Here is an 18,420-nt window from a genome sequence, read left to right as displayed (position 1 = left end):
AATGGCTGCGTGAGTTGGACCAAGTGCAAAGGCGATAGGTTCAGAAGGCAAAGGCACCTGGGTTACACAGTCCTCGGCGAAACCGCCGCGGCTGCGGACCCGACTGAGAAGACACGCGTTACTGACCTCATGGCGCACATGAACGATGATCAGGGACCGCCGGAACACGCCGGCGGTGGACACGAGAGCTCGGGCGAGCCTGCACGCGGCAGCATGGACCAGGGGGCGCTTGAGCCCCTCGGCCGTCCAGGTCTGCGCCACTGGCAGCAGAGCACCATCACCGATCCGGACCTGAGCGACCGCGGTGGCGTCTTCTTCGCCGCCGTCGAGATGACCCGGATGCCGATGATCCTGGCCGACCCTCGCCAGGACGACACACCCATCGTGTTCGCCAACAACGCCTTCTTGGACCTGACCGGCTACGAGGAAGGCGAAGTCCTCGGCCGCAACTGCCGCTTCCTGCAGGGCGCGGGCACCGACCCGGATCACGTCCGGCAGCTCCGGGAAGCCCTCCTTGAAGGCAGGGCCACCGCACTGGAGATCCTGAACTACCGCCGGGACGGCACGCCGTTCTGGAACGCGGTGTTCATGGGTCCGGTACACAACCCCGAAGGCGAGATCATCTACTTCTTCGCCAGCCAACTCGACGTGACGAACCGGCGCGAGAGCGAGCAGCAGTTTCGGCAGGCGCAGAAGATGGAAGCCATCGGCCAGCTCACGGCAGGGCTGGCCCACGACTTCAACAACCTGTTGCACGTGATCAACGGTAGCCTCGAGCGGATGGCGGCCAAGCGGCACGATGAGCAAGCCTTCGAGCGCTATCTCGTAGCGGCCACGACGGCGGCTGATCGCGGAGCCAAGCTCACCCATCAGCTTCTCGCCTTCGCCCGGCGTGGGCGCCTGGAGCCGAAGGGCATCGACTTGAGCGACCTCGTCAACTCGGTTGCCGAGTTGCTGGAGAGCTCGGTCGGCAGCAAGGCCACGCTGCACCTGAACCTGCAGCGGCGCCTGCCGCAGGTGCGGGTGGACGCCACGCATCTGGAGATGGCCCTCCTGAACGTCGTCGTGAACGCCCGCGACGCCTCGCCGAATGGCGGCGCCATCACGGTCACCACGAAGCGGGTTCACCTCAACGGCGACGCCGCCTCGCGGCAGCTGGAGCCAGGAGATTACGCGCTGCTCTGCGTCTCGGACGAGGGCACCGGCATGGCGCCGCACATCGTGGCCCGGGCGACAGAGCCCTTCTTCACCACCAAGCCGCGCGGCGAGGGAACGGGCCTGGGCCTCGCCATGGCGTCAGGCTTCGTGCAGCAATCGGGCGGGAGACTGGAGATCGACAGCGGGGTCGGACGCGGCACGACGGTCCGCATGCTGTTCCCCATCCTTGAGAGGCAGGCGGACGAATTCGCGCCGGGAACGGCTCCGACCGGCTATCAAACGCGCCCGCTCGATAATCCGACGGCGCCGCCTCTGGTGCTCGTAGTCGACGACAGTCGCGAGGCTGCCGCGATGGCTGGTGAAGCCTTGCAGGACATCGGTTACCGCGTCGTCGTCGCCCACAGCGCCGAGGAGGCCCTGCAGCGCTTCGACGAGGCGCACGGTGGCGGTGACGCGTTCAAGCTGGTGTTCTCGGACGTCATCATGCCGGGCGGGGCGAACGGCCTGGTCTTGGCCAAGCATGTCGCCGACCGCGACCCGACCGTGCCGGTCCTGCTCACGACGGGTTACAACGACGAGATGGCCATCGACGGTCCCCAGCCTCACGCGATGGACGTACTCGGCAAACCGTACCGGCGCAGCGAGCTGATCGACCGCGTTCAGGCGGCCTTGCGAAGGGGGGCACGCACGGGACCGGGTCGAACGACGTCCGATTTCGGGCACGCCCAAGCCTGAGCGGTAAGATCCGCCACCGACCCCGCAGACCTGCGCCCGCTCAGCTGCCCTGGGCGAACCGGGCGCACCCGGCTTCTACTCGGGTGCCGAGGCGACGGGGCCGACGTCCGCCTGATTGACGCGGCTTACCGGATGAAGGGCTGCTCGTCGCTCGGCGTCCTGCGCTACGCCGCGCTCGTGCGCATCGAGGAGAACGGCAAGCGCCGTCTGGCGCTCGTCGACCTGGAGGAGGCGATCGAGCCCGCGGCGCCGACGGCCCCTGGCGCAGAAATGCCGGTGGACCCGGATGCGCAGGCCGCCTGGAGGTGCGTCTCAGGATGTGGGCGTTGTGTCCTTGCGCGCCCGCAATATGAGCGGGTGCACGTGCCAGAGCCCGACCAGCAGCGCGAGGGAGGCGAGGGCCGCAATCAGCCCGGCCAAGTTCGATGCGACGACCTTCGCAACGACGACGCCGAGATCGACCGAGATGCCGAGGGCGAGTGTCACGCTTGCGGCAAGGAGGAATCGGGTGCCGAGCGCGTGGAATTCGGGTGTGTCCTCGCCAGCGTAGACGATGCGGTGGAAGGCCGCCGGCGCCATCAGCCAGACCACCGTCAGGGCCAGCAGGGCCAGCGCGACAAGGTGCACGACCTTCGCCGCGAAGGTCAGCTTCTCGAACGCCTCCGAGAAGGTGATCACCAGCTGGAAGCCGAGGAGCGCTTGGGCGCCGGGCAGGACGACCCGGGCCTCAGTCAGCATCTGCTCGATCTTGGTTTCCAGCGGGGTGTGCTCGTGCTCGGGTTCGCGGTCGGTCATGGTGCGCTCCCGTTGTCCGGCGGTTCGTGTCATCAGCGCCTCCAACCCGTACCAGAACAGGAGGGCGAGGCCGCAGAAGAAGAGGCCGACGGCAGCGCCGGGGCCGAGCCCCAGGACCGGATTGACGGCGAGGTACAGGTCGGCCCCGAGCGCCAGCGCGAAGGGCCCGAGTGCGAGGCCGGCGTAGCGCCCGATCACGCCTAGCAGGCGCTTGGTGTCCCGTCCGCCCTCGACCACGCGGTGCTGGACCGACGGCGTGATGAGGAGCGCGATGGTCAGGGTGATGAGGGCAAGCGCCGCGACCCAGATCACGCGGTCATGGAATGGCAGGCGCTCGAAGGTTGGGCGGAAGGCGCCTTGGAACTGGAAGCCCAGCAGGATCTGCGAGCCGAGGATCAGGATGCGGGTCTCGTCGAGGCCGACCTTCACCTTCTTCGACAGGGACATTCGCAACGAGGTCCAATTGAGCCGGGATGCAGCAATCGAGCACCGCCACGTCGGGTTCCGAAGGCTGACCCGGAGCGCGTATGACGCACTTTTGCGGCTAGCAGCGACGGGCTCGCCCAGGCGCACGATGGTTTCCATGCCCTGCGGCGTGTGCTCCAGGATGTCACCTGCTGGCCGCCACGCGCCGGGCGAAGGCGAGGAGTTGCGCCGTCAGCTCGGCGGCACGCTCCACGGGGTCGGACACTGCGTCCATGTAGCGGGTGCGGCGTTCCGCCGGCAGGTTCGGGTGGCGCAGGAAGTCGATGGACGAACGGATGATGGTCAGCAGGTTGTTGAAGTCGTGCGCGACGCCGCCGGTGAGCTGGCCGATGGCCTCCATATACTGGGCGGACGGCGCCGCCTCGGCGAGGCTGGCCGTTCGGCATCAGCCATTTGCGATCATCTCGCGGATGCGCACGCCGAGAGTCTCGACCACGAAAGGCTTGGTCAGCACCGCCATGCCGGGCTCCAGGTGGCCGTTGCCCACGACCGCATTCTCGGCATAGCCCGTGATGAACAGCACCTTCAGGTCGGGCCGACGCTCGCGGCCGGCATCGGCCATCTGCCGCCCGTTCATGCCGCCGGGCAACCCCACGTCGGTGATCAGCAGGTCGACCCGCACGTCCGATTGCAGAACCTTCAGTCCCGAGGCGCTGTCGGCCGCCTCGATGGCGGCGTAGCCGAGCTCCTCCAGGACTTCGGTGACCAGCATGCGCACGGTCGGCTCATCGTCGACCACCAGCACCGTCTCGCCCTGCTCGGCACGCTGGACCTCACTGAGGGCGGCCAGCGGGTCGATCTCCTCGACCGTGCCATGGTGGCGGGGCAGGTAGATGCAAACGGTCGTGCCCTCGCCGACCTCGGAGTAGATCCGCACCTGCCCGCCCGACTGCTTGGCGAAGCCGTAGATCATGCTCAGCCCGAGCCCCGTGCCCTGGCCGATGGGCTTGGTCGTGAAGAACGGATCGAACGCCTTGGCGATGACGTCGCCGCTCATCCCCGTGCCGGTGTCGGTCACGCAGAGCGACAGGTACTGCCCCGGCGGGATGTCGTGCTTCCGGGCCGCGTACGCGTCGAGCCACTTGTTGGCGGTCTCGACCGTGATGCGACCGCCCCTCGGCATGGCGTCGCGGGCGTTGATGCACAGGTTGAGGAGCGCGTTCTCAAGCTGGTGCGGATCGACCAGGGCCGGCCACAGCCCGGAGGCGCCGACCACCTCGACTTCGATCTCGGGGCCGACCGTCCGCCGGATGAGCTCTTCCATGCCGTGGACGAGGGCGTTCACGTTGGTGGGCTTGGGATCGAGGGTCTGACGGCGGGAGAAGGCGAGCAGACGGTGCGTTAGCGCGGCGGCCCGCTTCGAGGCGCCCTGGGCCGCGGTCATGTAGCGGTCGAGATCGGTCAGCCGACCCTGGGCCATCCGGGTCTGCATCAGCTCCAGCGAGCCCGAGATGCCGGCAAGCAGGTTGTTGAAGTCGTGCGCGAGGCCGCCGGTGAGCTGGCCGACCGCCTCCATCTTCTGCGCCTGCCGCAGTTGCTCTTCGAGCCGCGCCTTCTCCTCGGCTGCCGCCCTCTCGGCGGTGACATCGCGCCCGATGCCCGCCAGCCGCTCGCCGCCGGGCTCGGGCGCGAGCTTCCACGCGATCCAGCGCCAAGTCCCGTCGGCCGCCTTGACCCGGTCCTCGAACCGAACCGGCTTGCCCGTGGCCCGCATGTCGAGCAGCGCCTCCATCACGACCGGGAAGTCGTCGGGGTGGACGATCTCGGCGTAGGGCCGCGTCAGCAGGGTTTCCTCGTCATGGCCGAGCAGGGCCGTCCAGGATGGGCTCACCCGCAGGAGACGGCCCTCGTAGTCGGCGTTGACGAGCAGGTCCTCGCTGAGGTCCCACAGCCGGTCGCGCTCGGCGGCGAGCCCGGCCTCTGCGTCACGCTGGGCGGTGACGTCCTGCACGAACACGTAGAATCCGTCGACCTCGCCCCGGGCGTCCTGCCGCGGCTCGTAGCGGATATCGGCGATGCGGCGCCTTCCGTCCGGCCAAGGCCAGGGCAGGTCGAGGCGGACCGGCGTGCCGGCGAGCGCCCGCTCCATGTACGGCAGGCGCGCCTGGAAGCCGGCCTCGTCGACAAGGTCGGGGACCTTTCGACCGACCACCTCCTCCGGCGTGCGGTCGAACCAGTCGCGGTAGGCGGCGTTCGCGAACCGGTAAGTCAAGCTGCGGTCGACGAAGGACACCAGCAGGGGCAGCGCGTCGGCGACGAGCCGCAGTTGGGCCTCGCTCGCGCGCCGTGCCTCCTCGGCCGTGATGCGGCCGGTCTCGTCGCGGGCGACCTTCAGGAAGCCGCGCGGGCGGTTCTGGGCGTCATGCGGCAGCGGGTGAACCGAGCCGTTCAGGAAGACACGCCGGCCATCTTTGGTGACGTGCCAGCGCTCGTCGGTGGCGCAGCCCTCTCGGGCCGCCGTGGCTATCTCCCGGAGGTCGGCACCCCGCTCGCGGTCCTCGGGGGTGAACGTGATGGCGGCTGGCTGCCCGACCGCCTCCCCGGGCGACCAGCCCAGCACCGCCTGCGCGCCGGCCGACCAGCGCGTGATGACGCCGTCCGTGTCGGTGGTGAGGATGACGTGGTCCCGGGCGCTCTCGACGACGAGGCGCAACTCCTCCTCGCTCTCGCGCAGGGCCGCCTCGGCGAGCCTGCGGTCGTGCACGTCCTCGACGACGCCGTACCAGCGGATGACCGTGCCGGCCGCATCCCGGCGCGGGTAGGCGCGGGCCCGCTGCCAGCGGTACTCGCCGGTGGCGGCGATGCGGATGCGGTAGTCGACGTCCACGGGCTCGCCCGACCCCAGGCGGGCCGCGAACACCGCCGCCGTCGGCTCCAGGTCGTCCGGGTGCAGCGCCTTGGTCCAGCCCGTGCCGTCCGGCTCGCCGGGTGCCTGGCCCGTGAGTTCGAGCCAACGGTGCGAGTAGGAGGTGATGTTGCCTTGCGGGTCGCAGGTCCAGGGCACCTGCGGGTTGAGCTCGACCGTCTGTCGGTAATGCTCCTCGCTCTCGCGCAGCGCGCGGTCCGCCAGCACGCGCGCGGTGGACTCGTTGGTGAGGACGAAGAGACCGGTGACGCGGCCCTCGCCGTCGAGCACGCGCGAGTAGGAGAACGAGAACCAAGTCTCGGCTGGGCCGCGGTCGGTGCCGAGCTTCCAGGGCAGGTTATCGAAGCGTCGGCTGCGCCCCGCGAAGGCGTCGTCGATGATGGGCTTGGCCTGGTCCCAGGCGTCGGCCCAGACCACGTCGAAGCGCTCGCCCATGGCCCAGGCGAGCCGTGGCCCGAGCAGGGGCGCGTAGGCGTCGTTGAAGAAGAAGTGGAGCTCGGGGCCCCAGGCGAGGATCATCGATTCCGGCGAGTTCAGCACTAGGCTGAGCGCGGTGCGGAGCTCCACCGGCCAAGTCTCGGGTCGACCGAGGGGATGGTCCGACCAGTTGCGCGCGCGAATCTGGCGGGCGGCCTCGCCGCCGCCGGCGAGGAAAGCCAGTTTGTCGCTCACTGGATCAGGCCTCGCCGGGCGCCAGCGCCCCTTCGCGATAGGCCTGGCAGGCGACCTCGCGCTCTTCGAGAAGGCGCAACGCCGTGCGCATGACCTCGCTCATGTTGTCGGAGCGGCCCGAGGCGAGCAGCCGCTCGGCGACGGCCAGGAGCTCGGGGCTGAGCGAGATCGTGACGGACCTTCGGACGGGCATGAGGGCCTGTGGCCTATGGGATCAGGTCGTACAACGCGGCGGCGCGCCGCAAAGATGCCGCCGCACGATGCCCGCGCCCGCCCCCAGAACCAGTACGATCGTGGCCGCGTGCGTCTCCATGGCCGCCTACGGGGCGCCGACGCAGGCCGAGGGGCCGGCTCTTCCGGACAGCCAGCGGAGCGGCGCCGGCGCGGATGCCGGCCAACGCCTCCGGCCGCATCCGGCATGCGGACCGTTCTCAGCCCAGGACGACCCGTAGCTTGTTCGCGAACTCGTCGCGCAGGGCTTTGGAGCCGGATACCTCGCCCAGGTGGCGGCGTCTGCCCAGGCCCGTCTCGGACCCCACGAATTACCTCGCAGCCTCACCCAATCCACGGCTCCACCGGGACGCCGCGCCTGAGCCCGCCCTTGTCCAGGCACACCCTCAACCGCCTTCCCACCTTCGGGAAGGACGACCATGTCCACGTCGTCGAGACGCCAAAGGGCAGCCCGAACACGTACGCGTTCTCGGGGTCGTTCGGGGCATTCCCGTTCAAGATGATCCTGCCGGAGGGCACCAGCTTCCCGTACGACTTCGGCATGATTTCCTCGACCAGGGGCGCCGACGCCGACCCGCTCGACCTCCTCCTGGATGCGCCTGCCTTTCCGGTTGCGTATCGGAGGCACGTCTTGTCGAGGCCGAGCAGCGCGAGCGCGACGGCACCTGGGAGCATAACGACCGGCTGATCGGCGCGACCGTGAAGGCACGCGCGCGCATGCACGTTGACGCGCTCCCCGACCTGCAACCAGGCATGCTGGACGAGGTCGCGGCGTTCTTCGGCCACGACAACCAGCTCGCCGACAAGGACTTCAGGCTGCTCCGGAGCGGCGACGCAGAGACCGCACGCGCACTCGTCCGGCACGGGAACAAGGCATCGAGCGGGGCCTAGTCCCGGCGTCCCGTGTCTCTGGCCCGGTCCAGGGAGCCGCCAAGGTGGCGTCCATGGCAGCGGAACGGCCCTAGGAGCCCGTCTCGCGCAGCAGGCGCGGGACCTCGCCGGGGATCTCGCGGGCGAGAAACCCGACTGGGCCGATCGAGGCTGCCAGGCGCTTTCCGGCCTCCCCGTGCAGGAACACGCCCCATAGCGCCGCGGCCAACGGCGCCAGACCGCGCGCGAGCAGCCCGACAATGATGCCGGCCAAGGCGTCCCCCGAACCGGAGGTCGCCAGGCCGACGCCACCGCCCTCGTAGCGCCAGCGCGCGCCCTGCGGGTCGACGATCCAGGTCTGCGCCCCCTTCATCACCACGACGGCGTGCAGCAGGTTGGCCGCCGCGAGCGCCGCGTCGAGCGGGTCCGCCTCCACCGCCTCACGGCTCCGGTCCAGCAACTGCGCCATCTCGCCAGCATGCGGCGTGATCACCACCCGTTCCCCATGCCGGCAGACGTCGCCGGCATGCGGGGCGAGCCCGCAGATCGCTGCCGCGTCGAGGATGAAGGATGCGTCAGGCAGCGCCTCCAGCAGGTCTACGGCCAGCTTCGTGGTCGGACCGTCCTCGACCAAGCCGGGACCGATCAGAAGGCCGTCGCAGCCCTTCGTCACCTTGAGCAGGCAATCCTTGGCGCGCGCGCCGTCGACGCCGCCCTCCAGTGTCTCGGGAAGGCCGACGACCATGGCCTCGGGCACCGCGAGCCCCATGCCGGCGGCCCCGCTCTCGACGGTCGCGATCTTCAGCTTGCCCGCGCCCGCGCGCAGGGCGGCGATTCCGGCCAGCAGGGCAGCGCCAGGAACCGAACGAGAGCCCCCGAGCACCAGCGCGCTGCCGCGCTCGTCCTTGCTGCCCTCGTGCGGCATGGGGAGGGGGAACGCCTTGAGGCTGTCCGCGGTGAGGATCTCGTGCGTCATCGGGCGGCCACGTTCGCGTCGGGCTCGGAGGTGATCGGCGCCCCGGCCTCGGCGACGGGCGCGACGAAGTTGTAGCGTGCCAGCGCCAACCTGCCGGTGGTGCCGACGCTTGGCCGGAACGCGTATTCCGTCACCGAACAGTTCGCGACGTCACCCGCGGAGTCGACGGCCAGGATCTCTGACTCGGTCATCTCCTCGATCAAGTAGCGCAGGCACAGCACGACGACCTGATGCGCGACGATGAGAACCCGCTTGCCGCCATGGTGCAGCGAGACCGTGTCCAGCGCGCTCCTCAGGCGCAGGATCACGTCGCACCAACTCTCGCCGGATGGCGGGCGGTGGTAGAACTTGCCGAGGCGCCGGCGCATCTCGGCTTGCTCGGGATGCAGTTGCTCGACGCCAGTCCACGTCAACCGGTCGAGGATGCCGAGTTCCTTCTCGCGCAATCGCTCGTCGACCACGTGTGCCGGCGCGTCCTCCGTCAGGCCGCCCGCGGCGCGGATGCGGTCGGAGGTCTGCCTGGCCCGCAGATACGGCGAGGTCAGAATGGTTTCAGGGCGCTCGCCCGCCGGGAGGTCTGCGAACCAACTCCCAACGGCGTCGGCCTGCCGTTCGCCGCGTGGGCTGAGTGGCACGTCGACGTCCCGCTCGGCTATGTCGATCCGCGCCAGGCTCGCACCGTTCGCCGCCTCGGCGGCGACGTTGCCGGCGCTCTCACCGTGCCGCACGATCCACAATCGGCTCGGCCATCGCTGCTGCATGTGTCGGCCGTCCTCTCTCGGTGTTCGGCAACGTCCGTCGCGCCAGCCGGTTCGCATGACGACGCCCGCGGCCTCACCGCCTCGCGACCGCCCCTTGCTGAAGCGGCCCCGGCGCAGGGCCCCGCGATCCCACCCGACCGGGACGACGGGCCGAGAACCCCTGGCCCGCTCATCCGCCACTCGCCGCCCGGAGATTTCACGCCCGCATCCGCATTGTCGGTCATGCGGCCTCCGATCCCCCTTGGGGTTCAATTTTCCGTCACGCGGGCAGCGTCCCGCCGGCGCCTGCCACCGGCCACCTTGCGAAGCATGCGCGAGACCTGGTCGGCCGAGTACGGCTTCTGCAAGAGTTCGAAGCCGTTCGAACTCTCCTGTGCCAGGACGTGGCTGTAACCGGAGGCCAGGACCACCGGCAGGTGCGGCAGCCGCCGCTGCAGGATGCGGGCGAACTCGATCCCACCCATACCCGGCATGACGACGTCCGAGAACACGACGTCGAAGCCGGCGCCGTCGGAGCCGAGCTTGTCGAGCGCCTCTTCGGCGTTGGTCGCCCATGTGGTGATGTAGCCCAGGTCCTCCAGGATCTGGGTGGCGAAGCGTCCGACCTCGACGTTGTCCTCGACCACCAGCACCCGTTGGCCTGCTCCGCCCGGATCCACGGATGCCGCCTCCCCGGCGTCCCCGCGAACGGCGAACTCCGCCTCGACCTCGGGCAGGTAGAGCGTGAAGGTGGTGCCCTGGTCCGGTGTGCTGTGCACGTCGACATCGCCGCCCGACTGCTTGGCGAAGCCGAAGACCTGGCTGAGGCCGAGGCCGGTGCCCTTGCCGACCTCCTTCGTGGTGAAGAACGGCTCGAAGACGCGGGACAACAGGTCCGCTGGTATTCCCGAGCCGGTGTCGCTGAGAGAGACAGCCGCGAAGGGGCCTTCCGCGCCGGCATGGCCGCGGATCGGTGGCAGCGGTGCGCCGCATCGAAGGCGCAGCGTCAGCGATCCCGAGCCGTCCATGGCGTCGCGTGCATTCACCGCCATGTTCACCAGCGCCGTCTCGAACTGGCTGGCGTCCACACGGACGAAGCACGGGTGATCCGGCAGCTCGGTCACCACCCGGATGCGGGCGCCCGTGACTGTGTCGAGCAGGTCTCCGACGACGGCCAGGCGTGCGCCGACGTCGAGCGTCTCGGGCTTCAGGGTCTGCCGCCGGGCGAAGGCGAGGAGCTGGCCGGTCAGTTTGGCCGCGCGATCCACCGTCTCCGAGACGGCGTTGAGGTACCGGCCCCGGCGCTCCTCGGCGAGGTCCGGCCGTCGCAGGAAGTCCACCGACGAGCGGATGATGGTCAGCAGGTTGTTGAAGTCGTGGGCCACGCCCCCGGTCAGTTGCCCAACCGCCTCCAGCTTCTGCGATTGCCGGAGCGCCTCCTCGGCGTCCCGGAGCGCCTCCGCCTGCACCTTCTCGGCGGTGACGTCGCGCCCATAGGCGTAGACGAGGTCGCCCTCGATGGCCGTGCGCCATGAGATCCAGCGCGGGGTGCCATCCTTGTGCCGGTAGCGGTTCTCGAAGTCGGTGAGCGGCCCCGACGTCACGGCCCGTTCCAGGGCCGACTGGGTCGACTCGGCATCGTCAGGCCAGATGAATTCGCCGAAGTGCCGGCCCGTGACCTCCGCGGGGCCGTAGCCCAGAATGGCCTCCCAGGCCGGGTTCACCGCCTTGAACACGCCGTCGGCGCCCACCACGACCAGCAGGTCGCGCGAGTTGCGCCAGACCCGGTCGTGCTCGGCGGTGCGCTCGGCGACCCGCTGCTCCAAGGCCTCGTTGAAGCGCACGAGCTCGGCCATCACGCGTTTCTGGTCGTCGATGTCGGTGCTGGTGCCGACCCAGCGCACGACCGCGTTGTCGCCCGCCAGCACCGGCTGCGCCCGAGCCAGGAACCAGCGGTAGGTCCCATCGGCGCGCCGCAGGCGATACTCGCACTCGTAGTTGGTGAGGCTTCCGACCGCCGCCAGCCACTCCCTGGCCACGCGCTCTCCATCGTCAGGGTGGATGATGGCCCGCCAACCGTTCGCGTCGAGCTCGCCCGGCTCGACACCCGCATAGGCGTAGACACGCTCGTTGAACCAGTAAGCGCGGCCATCCGGATCGGTGACCCAGACGAAATTCGGCAAAACCTGGGAGAGGACGCGGAACTGCTCCTCGCTGTCGCGCAGTGCCGCCTCGGCCTGCTTGCGGGCGGTGATGTCGATGGCCGTGCCGATCACCCGGATGCAGCGCCCGCCCTCGAAGACGCCGCGGCCCTTGGCGGCCACCCAGCGCACGACGCCGTCCTCCTTGCCCACCGTGCGATACTCGACGTCGTAGACGGCGCGCCGGTCCGGGTCCGCGGCGGCGGCATAGGCCGCACCGGTGACCTCCCGGTCCTCCGGGTGCAGCCCCGCATAGTAATCGGCCATGGAGACCGGCACATCCGGCGAGATCCCGAACATCGCCTTCACCCGAGCCGGCCAGAACATCGTACCGTTGACCTCGTCCACGTCCCATAAGCCGACCTCGGCGGCATCGGTGGCCAGTCGCAGGCGCGCCTCGCTCTCGCGCAACTGCTCCTCGGTGTTCCTGCGGGCGGTGTCGTCGAGGTGCAGGCCGTCCCATATGACTTGGTTGTCGACCACGCGCGGCGCGGAGATGATGCGGGTCCAGACGAGGCTGCCGTCGGGACGGCGCATGGGCGCCTCGACGTCGAAATGCGCAAGGTCCCGCACGGCGGCTGCCTCGGCCTCGGCGATGCGGGGGCGGTGCTCGGGGAGGATCAGGTCGTAGGCCGCGGCCGGATCGGCCAGCACGGCCTCGGCCGGGACGCCGGTCATGCGCTCGAAGCCCTGCGAGACGTACAGAAAGCGCCGGCTCGAACCGTCGCGAGGCGTGGCGATCTGGTAGACGTACCCGCCCGGCAGGTGGTCGGTCACGGCCCTGAGGCGTGCCTCCGCCTCCCGCAGCCCGGTCTCGGCCAGCACGCGCCCGGTGGTCTCGGTGCAGGCGCAGAACATGCCGGCAACGCGCCCGCTCTCGTCGCGCACCGGCGAGTAGGAGAAGGTGAACCAAGTCTGCTCGTCGAAGCCGCGCCGGTTCATGGTCAGCGGCATGTCGTCGGACCAGGTCGGCTCGCCCGCGAGCGCCGTCTCCACGAGCGGCGCGATGTCGGGCCAGATCTCCGACCAGATGTCTTGGAAGCGAGCACCGAGCGCAGCGGGATGCTTGCCGCCGAGAATCTCCGCATAGGCGTCGTTGTAGAGGAAGCCGAGTTCAGGCCCGAAGGCCACGAACATCGGGAAGCGCGAACCGAGCAGCAGGCTCACGGTGGAGCGGAGGCATGGCGGCCAGGTCGCGGGCGGTCCCAGCGTTGAGCCGGACCAATCGTGGCAGCGCATCATCGCGCCCATCTGACCGCCCCCTGCGAGGAAGAGCGGGAACTCGGAGGTGGCGCTTTCTGGCATGCGGCGTCGGTCGGTTTTAGCCGGTTAGCAGGACCCGCGCAGACGCAGCCCCCGGTTTCCGGCGAGAAGCGATTGTTTAGCGGAGACCTGAGGGTAGATCCCGGGCGGTGGCAAGCTGGCGACGTTGCCTCGGAGCAGCGCCGCCTTCGGCCTGCCACCGACGGCGACCTTGCCCGAGCATACCCAATCCGAGCCGCGATAGGCACGCGCGGAACCACGCAGGGTGGCGCCAGAGGCCTCGCACGCGACCGAGAGGCTCGCAGATGCGGCTCTGCGGAAGCGCGGCAGCGCGCTGCTGGTCGACGACGGGTAACGCGTGCGCCCGGGCACGGCCGACTTGCTGGGCGAACTCGGATCTGCCGTGGTCAAGGCAATCTCGGGCGAGGCGGCGTTGGGCATGGTCGACCGCGGCGAGCGCTTCGACCTGCTCGTGACCGACCACTGCATGCCCGGCATCACCGGCACCGATTTGGCACGCCCCGTCCGGGGCCTGCAGCCTGATGGGCCCGTGCTCTTGGTTTCCGGCTACGCGGAGAACGACGGCGTCGCGGCCGTCCTGCCGCAGCTCACCAAACCCTTCCGCAAGGATGAGCTCGCGCCGAGCCTCGCCCGGTTGGATCACGCCTTATCCTCAGCCCGTGTTGCGGGCATTGCTGCTCGTTCTTACCAAGATGTTCATCTAACCGTGTGAGCGGAGGACGCCACGGCACATCTCCCAGACCGAGATCCAGCTATTGCGCTGAAGTCTTCGGAGCTGCGCCCTCGGTGAGCGGTAGATCGACGGTGCAAATCAACTCGGTCTCGCCGAGATTGTAGCTCGTGCGAGCCTGAAGCGCGTAGGGTAGTGCCCGCTCGATCAACTCGCGCCCGTAGCCACCTCGCTTCGTCGGGCTCTGCTCCTCGCGCTGACGCACAAGCCCGATCTCCCGCCAGTCCATCACCAGCCGTCGACCAGTCTCGTCCGTATACGTCCGCCATGCCACCCGCAGCTGACCGCTGTCAGTCGTGAGAGCACCGTACTTCCGCGCGTTGGTGGCCAACTCGTGCAGGGCCAGCGCCAAGGTCTGCACTGTGCCCTTGCGCAGGCGCACCTTCGGTCCCTGCACCGTCACGCGCTCCGGGATGTCAGCCGCACCGAGCGCATCCAGCTCCGAGCGGATAAGCCTGTCCATCGTGATCGGTTCATCCCCTGCTCGGGACAGCAGCCCCTGCACGCGCGAGAGAGCGCCGAGACGTTCGTTGAAGGCCGTCCTGAACTCGTCCAACGACGCGCTTGTGCGCAGTGTCTGTTGCGCCACGGACCGCACCACACCGAGGAGGTTGCGCGTGCGATGCTGCAGCTCCGCGACGAGGATCGCTTGCGTGTCCTCGACCTGCTTCTTCCGCGTCATATCGCGGAAATAGACAGACAGGCCACCATCGGCGGTCGGGTAGATGCTGATATCGACCCAGTGATTGAGGATGGGCGACATGGCCTCAAGCCTGACCACCTCCCGTGTCTCTGCCGCCCGGAGGTGCGCCTTGTGAGATGCGGACCCGATCGCCTGCGGGAACTCTTCCCAGAATACTTTGCCGAGCAGATCCTGGCGGTCACGTCCCCACCACGCTTCGGCTTCACCGTTGACGTAGGTGAACCGCCACTCAGCATCGACCGCATAGAAGGCGTCCGAGATGCTCTCAAGGATCTTCGCGCTTCGGTCGCGCTCCGTGCGTAGCGCATCTTCGACGTGCTTGCGGTCGGTCACGTCGCGCCAGAATACGGCGAGCGTCCCGTCGGACGTCGGGTACGCTCGCATGTCGAGCCAGTACGCTCGGCCATCCGCCCAGATGTAGCGGTGCTCCAGGGCAGCCGGCTCGCGCTCGGACATGGCCCGTTTCAGCAGGCGGCCGATCTCCGAATGTTCGCTGCCAGGGTAGGCCTCCCAGGGCGAATGCCCGACGATCTCGTCACGGCTACGTCCGTCCAGGCGCAGCGCCTCATGATTGTGTTCCAGGATTGTGAAGTCAGGGGCAAGCAGGCCAAAGCCCTCGCCCATACCGTCGAGCACGCGGTGCAGCCGCGCCTCGCCTTCACGCAGTCTTTGTTGCACCAGATGTTGCGCGGTGATGTCGAAGCTGACGCCGTTGATGATCCAGGGCCTGTCGCGCTCGGCGCGCCCGCGCCACTGGATCCAGCGACCCGCATTCGGGCCTATCGCCACCTGCACCTGATCCTGAAATTCCTGTTCAGGGACGATGAGCTTCGCGGTCACGGCTGCGAGAGAGGCCGCGCCCTCCGGGTACATCAAATCGGCATACACCGAGGCCGGGTGCAGCGCGTCGGAGAACGAGACGCCCCATAGGGCTTGGAAGGCGTCGTCCGCCCGAACCAGACCGCTACGCGTGTCCCATCGCCAAGCACCCATCCCGCCGCTCGCAAGCGCGATGCGGCGAAGTTCTTCGCTCTCGCGCAGTGCTGCCTGCGTGCGACGGCGATCGGTGACCTCCACCAGGATCTCCAGAGCGCCCCCGAACCCGTCGGCTCCGTCGGGGATCGGCGACCATGTGGTGTCGAACGCCCGCTCCTCAGGCTGCCTATCCGGACCGAGCAGCGTGACGCAGAGATCGGCGATCCGGGTTGCCCGGCCCGCCAATGCGGCCTCCATCACGGGGGCAAGCACCGCGGCATGGATTTCCGGCCAGCCCTCCGCTGCTGGCCGGCCGAGCAACTCGGGATGCCTGTCCCGAGCGATCGCGATGTAGGCGTCGTTGTACAGCTGAACATGGGCGGGCCCCCACAGGATGTTGGCGGGCCCCGGCATGGCCAGGATCATGTTCACTGCCATGCTCAGGCTCTGTGACCATCCTTCGATCGGTCCGAGCGGTGTCGCAGCCCAGCCGAAGTCGCGGATGCGAGCGGCCATCTCGCCATCGCCCCTGGGCCAGAGAACACCGGTCAATGTCATGAACTCCCAGGCGCAGGTGCGATCACGTCCGAAAACCGATGTAGATCAGGTCATCTCCCACGCGTAAGATCCGTGCGCCGCTCCTTCATCTGAAGTCGCATCGACTCAGATCGGCTGAAGCATCCGCTCCGCCCAGATTCGCTGACGATTGAGCCGGCAGGACAGCCTCACATCTTCTGCGAGGGTCAGAGAGGCCGCAATCCACCGGCCCACAGTGCAGCACGAACGACCGCCCCAAGGACGCTGGCATCGCAACGTAGGCTAGCCATCTTGACTGACAGGACCTCCGTCTACGGATCCGCCTGTCTGCCGGACGATCACCACGGCCGGGTTGCAATACGATCATAAACAGCTAAGCTCCTCGGTATGGAATACTGAGGAGGGCGGCCATGAAACCAGTCTATCCCCTCGAGGAAGACCGCCCAGGAGCAGCGATTCCGCCCGCGACGGCACGTCACCCGCCGCACGAGGACGAACTCCGTCAGCAGCAGATGCGCCGCCAGCACAACACCCGTGCCCGCGAGCGCGCCGCACGGCACCATCGCGCCGGCCGATCTCTGCTCTGAGCGCGCGGCCATGCTGGACGCCCTGCTCCTCGTCTGCGCCGTCGTGGCGATCGTCGGGACGGCGATCCGGATCGGCATCGCGGCGACCGCCCCCTCCGTCCGGCCCCGACGCATCACGTGGGACGATCCCTGAGACGGCGCCGATCCCGCGCGTGCGAGGCGCGCTAACGCGGATCGCCGGCTTCTCGGATGATGCGCACGGGCCGGAAGGCGCGCAAAGCGACCTCGGCCTCGACCCAGGCGCGCGCCGCATCCGTCGAGGGATGATCGGCATAGGCGGGGGGTCGCGGCGGCCATTCCGAGCCGGATTGCACGACGTATCCTCGCATGCCGCCAGTAACAGGCCCGACATAGCCGAACACCTTGCCGGTCCCGTCAACGAGGTCGGTGCAGTGAACCGGGCCGTCAGCCCAGCGGAGATCAGGCATCCTCACGCCCCACATGCGCGATTCGGGTTGACCGCGTCATAGCACTCGGCCGATGCCGATCGACGCGGGACCGGGCCGCCCCTATACGCGCATCGCGGGCGCGGCGGTGACCGGTGCCTTCGAACCCGCGGGGGATCCGGCGTGGCGGAGAGCGTGGCAATCGTCGGTCTGGGCTATGTCGGGCTCCCGCTCGCCCTGGCCTTCGGCCGAGTGCGGCCCACGATCGGCTACGAGCAATCCGCCGCTAAGGTGGCCGCATACCGGGCCGGAACCGATCCGACGGGCGAAATCGACGCCGGGGCGTTCCGGGCCGCCACGCATCTCGCGATCACCGACGACCCGACGGCCCTGTCGGCCGCCGACGTGATCATCGTCACGGTCCCGACCCCGGTCGACGCGGCGCAATGCCCGGATTTCGACCTGCTGACCAAGGCTGCCGCGCTGGTCGGGCAGCACATGACGCGCGGGGCGACCGTGGTGTTCGAATCCACGGTCTATCCCGGCGCCACCGAGGAGATCTGCATCCCCGTCCTGGAGCGGCATTCCGGCCTGCGGTGGAAGACGGATTTCTTCGTCGGCTACTCGCCGGAGCGGATCAATCCCGGCGACACGGAGCACGGCCTGACCCAGGTGGTGAAGATCGTCTCGGGCGACACACCCGAGACGCTGGACCGGCTCAAGGCCCTCTACGGCACGATCGTCCCGGCGGGCCTCCATGCCACCTCGTCGATCCGCGTCGCGGAGGCCGCCAAGGTCATCGAGAACACCCAGCGCGACCTCAACATCGCGCTCATGAACGAGCTGTCGCTGATCTTCGACAAGCTCGACCTCGACACGCAGGAGGTCCTCCGGGCGGCCGGGACCAAGTGGAACTTCCTGCCGTTCCGGCCGGGCCTCGTCGGCGGCCACTGCATCGGGGTCGACCCGTACTACCTCACCCACAAGGCCGCGATGATCGGCTACCACCCGCAGGTGATCCTGGCCGGGCGCCGGATCAACGACAGCATGGCGGCCCACGTGGCCCGCAGCACGGTGAAGCGGATCGTCCGGCGGGGCGGCAGCGCCGGACACGCCCGGGTCATCGTGCTGGGACTCACCTTCAAGGAGAATTGCGCGGATCTGCGCAATTCGAAGGTGGCCGACCTCATCGCGGAGCTGGAGGCGTTCGGCTGCGCCGTGGCGGTCCACGATCCGCGCGCGGGCCGCGCGGAGGCCCGGGACGCGTACGGCCTCGACCTCCTCGACTGGGCCGACCTGCCCGCGGCGGCGGACGCGGTCGTGATCGCCGTGCCGCACCGGGACTATGCCGAACTCGGGCCGGAGGCGATCGCCGCGCTGGCGAAGCCGGGGGGCCTGATCGTGGACGTGAAGGCGCTTCACGACCGGGCGGCCTTCGAGCGGCTGGGCTACGAGGTCTGGCGGCTGTGACGGAATCGGACATCAGGG

Annotated in this window: 14 protein-coding genes and 2 pseudogenes; 7 read left to right on the top strand and 9 right to left on the bottom strand. The window is 69.0% G+C overall.

Features of this window, described 5'->3' with window-relative positions; genetic code table 11:
* Positions 1–9 precede the first annotated feature (9 nt).
* Positions 10–1,893 carry a PAS domain-containing protein gene (locus tag AC3WSN_RS09180; protein ID WP_492537457.1) on the top strand — a complete coding sequence of 628 codons (1,884 nt, stop codon included), beginning with the start codon at positions 10–12 and terminating at the stop codon, positions 1,891–1,893.
* A 72-nt stretch (positions 1,894–1,965) separates the two neighbouring features.
* Positions 1,966–2,211 (top strand): annotated as a pseudogene (locus AC3WSN_RS09175) (DUF2252 family protein); the annotation flags it as partial.
* On the opposite strand, the gene AC3WSN_RS09170 reads toward AC3WSN_RS09175, so the two are convergent.
* The 4 genes and pseudogenes from AC3WSN_RS09170 to AC3WSN_RS09155 form a co-directional block, all read right to left on the bottom strand.
* Positions 2,206–3,135 (bottom strand): DUF6328 family protein, encoded by a 930-nt coding sequence (locus tag AC3WSN_RS09170; RefSeq protein ID WP_192708436.1) that lies wholly within the window; start codon positions 3,133–3,135, stop codon positions 2,206–2,208. The pseudogene AC3WSN_RS09175 and the gene AC3WSN_RS09170 sit on opposite strands and share 6 nt — an antisense overlap.
* A gap of 175 nt (positions 3,136–3,310) precedes the next feature.
* A pseudogene (locus tag AC3WSN_RS09165) lies at positions 3,311–3,556 on the bottom strand (histidine kinase dimerization/phospho-acceptor domain-containing protein); the annotation flags it as partial.
* A 3-nt stretch (positions 3,557–3,559) separates the two neighbouring features.
* Entirely contained in the window at positions 3,560–6,712 is a 3,153-nt protein-coding gene (locus AC3WSN_RS09160; protein ID WP_492537455.1) for a PAS domain-containing hybrid sensor histidine kinase/response regulator, read from the bottom strand.
* 4 nt (positions 6,713–6,716) lie between these two features.
* Positions 6,717–6,905, bottom strand: coding sequence for a ribbon-helix-helix domain-containing protein (locus tag AC3WSN_RS09155; RefSeq protein WP_492537453.1), 189 nt, complete (start codon positions 6,903–6,905; stop codon positions 6,717–6,719).
* A 15-nt stretch (positions 6,906–6,920) separates the two neighbouring features.
* Between AC3WSN_RS09155 and AC3WSN_RS09150 the strand changes: the two genes are divergently transcribed.
* Together AC3WSN_RS09150 and AC3WSN_RS09145 are read left to right on the top strand one after the other, a co-directional pair.
* On the top strand, positions 6,921–7,631 hold the full coding sequence (locus AC3WSN_RS09150) for an inorganic diphosphatase (RefSeq protein ID WP_492537451.1): 711 nt from the start codon (positions 6,921–6,923) through the stop codon (positions 7,629–7,631).
* A 65-nt stretch (positions 7,632–7,696) separates the two neighbouring features.
* A complete protein-coding gene (locus AC3WSN_RS09145) occupies positions 7,697–7,834 on the top strand; it encodes a hypothetical protein (RefSeq protein ID WP_492537449.1) in 138 nt (45 codons plus the stop codon).
* A gap of 70 nt (positions 7,835–7,904) precedes the next feature.
* On the opposite strand, the gene AC3WSN_RS09140 is transcribed toward AC3WSN_RS09145, so the two are convergent.
* From AC3WSN_RS09140 to AC3WSN_RS09130, 3 genes are all read right to left on the bottom strand, one after another.
* Positions 7,905–8,789: an NAD(P)H-hydrate dehydratase gene (locus tag AC3WSN_RS09140; RefSeq protein ID WP_492537447.1), complete on the bottom strand. Its 885-nt coding sequence runs from the start codon at positions 8,787–8,789 to the stop codon at positions 7,905–7,907.
* The gene (locus AC3WSN_RS09135; protein ID WP_492537445.1) at positions 8,786–9,550 is read right to left on the bottom strand and encodes a histidine phosphatase family protein; all 765 of its coding nucleotides are present in this window, start codon (positions 9,548–9,550) and stop codon (positions 8,786–8,788) included. Before AC3WSN_RS09135 ends, AC3WSN_RS09140 begins: the two co-directional genes overlap by 4 nt.
* 248 nt (positions 9,551–9,798) lie before the next feature.
* Entirely contained in the window at positions 9,799–13,035 is a 3,237-nt protein-coding gene (locus tag AC3WSN_RS09130; RefSeq protein WP_492537443.1) for a PAS domain-containing protein, read from the bottom strand.
* Positions 13,036–13,351: 316 nt separating this feature from the next.
* Here AC3WSN_RS09130 and AC3WSN_RS09125 point away from each other — a divergent pair, with 316 nt between their 5' ends.
* A complete protein-coding gene (locus tag AC3WSN_RS09125) occupies positions 13,352–13,726 on the top strand; it encodes a response regulator (RefSeq protein WP_492537441.1) in 375 nt (124 codons plus the stop codon).
* Between the two features lie 40 nt (positions 13,727–13,766).
* Here the strand turns inward: AC3WSN_RS09125 and AC3WSN_RS09120 are convergent, their stop codons facing one another.
* A complete protein-coding gene (locus AC3WSN_RS09120) occupies positions 13,767–15,938 on the bottom strand; it encodes a PAS domain-containing sensor histidine kinase (protein WP_492537439.1) in 2,172 nt (723 codons plus the stop codon).
* Between the two features lie 555 nt (positions 15,939–16,493).
* Here AC3WSN_RS09120 and AC3WSN_RS09115 point away from each other — a divergent pair.
* The gene (locus AC3WSN_RS09115) at positions 16,494–16,679 is read left to right on the top strand and encodes a hypothetical protein (RefSeq protein WP_492537437.1); all 186 of its coding nucleotides are present in this window, start codon (positions 16,494–16,496) and stop codon (positions 16,677–16,679) included.
* Between the two features lie 31 nt (positions 16,680–16,710).
* On the opposite strand, the gene AC3WSN_RS09110 is transcribed toward AC3WSN_RS09115, so the two are convergent.
* Positions 16,711–16,974: a hypothetical protein gene (locus AC3WSN_RS09110; RefSeq protein ID WP_492537435.1), complete on the bottom strand. Its 264-nt coding sequence runs from the start codon at positions 16,972–16,974 to the stop codon at positions 16,711–16,713.
* A gap of 141 nt (positions 16,975–17,115) precedes the next feature.
* On the opposite strand from AC3WSN_RS09110, the gene AC3WSN_RS09105 reads away from it, so the two are divergent.
* On the top strand, positions 17,116–18,402 hold the full coding sequence (locus tag AC3WSN_RS09105) for a nucleotide sugar dehydrogenase (protein WP_492537433.1): 1,287 nt from the start codon (positions 17,116–17,118) through the stop codon (positions 18,400–18,402).
* Positions 18,403–18,420 lie beyond the last annotated feature (18 nt).

Source organism: Methylobacterium sp. FW102-HT35C08 (assembly GCF_058790235.1).
Note: the sequence above shows the minus strand (reverse complement) of the source record. Positions and strands in the feature narration are given on the sequence as shown.